3 protein-coding genes are annotated in these 2,233 nt (G+C 63.2%); all 3 read left to right on the top strand.

Features of this window, described 5'->3' with window-relative positions; translation table 11 throughout:
• Positions 1 to 437 (top strand): peptidoglycan DD-metalloendopeptidase family protein (locus BIS11_RS15675; protein ID WP_253586500.1); only part of this gene is annotated, 437 nt, incomplete at its 5' end.
• Between the two features lie 167 nt (positions 438 to 604).
• On the top strand, positions 605 to 1,579 hold the full coding sequence (rpoS, locus tag BIS11_RS15670; protein WP_253423325.1) for an RNA polymerase sigma factor RpoS: 975 nt from the start codon (positions 605 to 607) through the stop codon (positions 1,577 to 1,579).
• A gap of 176 nt (positions 1,580 to 1,755) precedes the next feature.
• Positions 1,756 to 2,233: alanine racemase (locus BIS11_RS15665; RefSeq protein WP_253586499.1), on the top strand; the 478-nt coding region annotated here is incomplete at its 3' end.

Below are 2,233 nucleotides of genomic sequence, written 5' to 3'. Positions count from 1 at the left end.
CCCAGGCCGCCCCCGCCCAGGCGAGTACCCCGGATCGCTCTTCACGGACCTTTACCCCGGTCGACAATGTCCAATGGCAATGGCCCACAGATGGCCAGGTCAGTGGCGCCTTCGGTGAGGGAGGAACCATCACCGCCGGGATTGATATCACCGGCCAAAAGGGGCAACCTGTGAAGGCAGCCGGCCCCGGCATCGTCGTCTACGCCGGCAGCGGTGTACGAGGTTACGGCAACCTCATACTACTGAAACACAACGACCAGTATCTCAGCGCCTATGCCCACAACGATAGCTTGCGGGTCAGCGAAAACGATGTGGTCGAAGCGGGAGAAGTCATTGCCACCATGGGCGATAGCGACACCGACAGCGTCAAACTGCATTTTGAGGTGCGCCGCGACGGCCAGCCTCAGAACCCCTTGGACTTTTTACCATCGCGCTAACGCGTTCTATATCCATAAAATCGGCTTGGAGAGAGCGGTTAACGCCTCGAAAAGAACCCGGATAGCTTGATTGGAGCGTCATATAACAATAACGGTGCACGCGCACATGCAGTGCGACCACCCTTAATTTTCTACATGGCGGTTGGCAAGACAACGGGGGTAAGACCATGAGTATGCTGGAGAAGGACCTGCAGGAGGTTGACCTGGAGACCGCAGAAGAGGCACTGGACGACGCCGATGACACGGTCGTCGAAGAGGAAGATGCCTTCGAGAAAGCCCTGGGGCGCGAGGATCGTCAGTCGACCCAGAGCCTGGATGCGACACAGATCTATCTCAACGAGATCGGTTTCTCGCCGCTTCTGACGCCTGAGGAGGAGGTCTACTACGGTCGTCTGGCGCGCAAGGGCGACCCGCTCGGGCGCTCGCGCATGATCGAGTCGAACCTGCGCCTGGTGGTCAAGATCGCCCGGCGTTATCTGAACCGCGGACTGACGCTGCTCGATCTGATCGAGGAGGGCAACCTGGGGCTGATTCGCGCGGTGGAGAAGTTCGACCCCGAGCGCGGGTTTCGCTTTTCGACCTACGCCACCTGGTGGATTCGCCAGACCATCGAGCGGGCGCTGATGAACCAGACCCGCACGATTCGCCTGCCGATCCACGTGGTCAAGGAGCTCAACATCTACCTGCGCGCCGCGCGGGAGCTGACCCAGAAGCTCGATCACGAGGCCACCGCCGAGGAGATCGCCGAGCACCTGGACAAGCCGGTGGACACCGTCAAGAAGATGCTGGGGCTCAACGAGCGGGTCTCGTCCGTCGACTATCCGATGGGTGGGGAGAGCGACAAGCCGCTGATCGACACCCTGGCGGACGACGAGGTCTCCGGCCCCGAGTCGTCGCTGGTCGACGGCGATGTGCGCGAGCACGTCGACCATTGGCTCGACGAGCTCAGCGAGAAGCAGCGGGAGGTGGTGGTACGCCGCTTTGGGCTGCGCGGTCACGAGGCGGCGACCCTCGAAGAGGTGGGCGCCGAGATCGGCCTGACGCGTGAGCGGGTTCGCCAGATCCAGGTGGAAGCCTTAAAGAAGCTTCGTCGCTCGCTGGAGAAGCAAGGGCTGTCCCTCGACGCCATCTTCGAAAGCTGAGCCTCACTGCCTTGCCCAGGCAAGGACGATGCACCGGATCGACGCCGGTGCGTCGTTTTCCAGTACCAACGTTTTCCGGTATCAAGCATCACCACAGAGCCCACTACGTGGGCATTTTTATACCCAAGCAATCAGTGACAGGCCGCTGCGGCCGGCCTGCTAAGCGAGAATCCGTCATGCGCCCGTTAGCGGCCCATATCGACCTGGACGCGCTGCGTCACAACTACCGCATCGCCGCCGACTGCGCTCCGCAAAGTCGCTCCGTGGCGGTCATCAAGGCCGATGCCTATGGCCATGGGGCGCTGGCCTGTGCCCGAGCGCTCGAACCCCTCGCCCCGGCCCTGGCGGTCGCCTCGATCGAGGAGGCGCTCGCGCTTCGCGCCGGCGGTATCACCAGGCCCGTCGTGCTGCTCGAGGGGTTTTTCGACGCCGACGAGCTCGCCCTCATCGACGAGCACGGCTTCTGGGTCAGCGTGCACAGCGACTGGCAGGTCGAGGCGCTGCTCGCCTTCACGCCGCGGCGGCCCATTCCGGTCTGGCTGAAGGTCGACTCCGGCATGCACCGGCTGGGCTTCGAGCCCGCCCGGGTGGAGCGGGTCTGGCGTCGCCTGGCCGCCGCCTCCCAGGTCGGCGAGCTTCACTTGATGAGCCACT

Origin of the sequence: Halomonas sp. 707D4, assembly GCF_024158685.1 — a bacterium.
GTDB lineage: Bacteria > Pseudomonadota > Gammaproteobacteria > Pseudomonadales > Halomonadaceae > Vreelandella.
The sequence above is the reverse complement of the archived record's forward strand: the minus strand, read 5'-3'. Positions and strand labels throughout refer to the sequence as shown.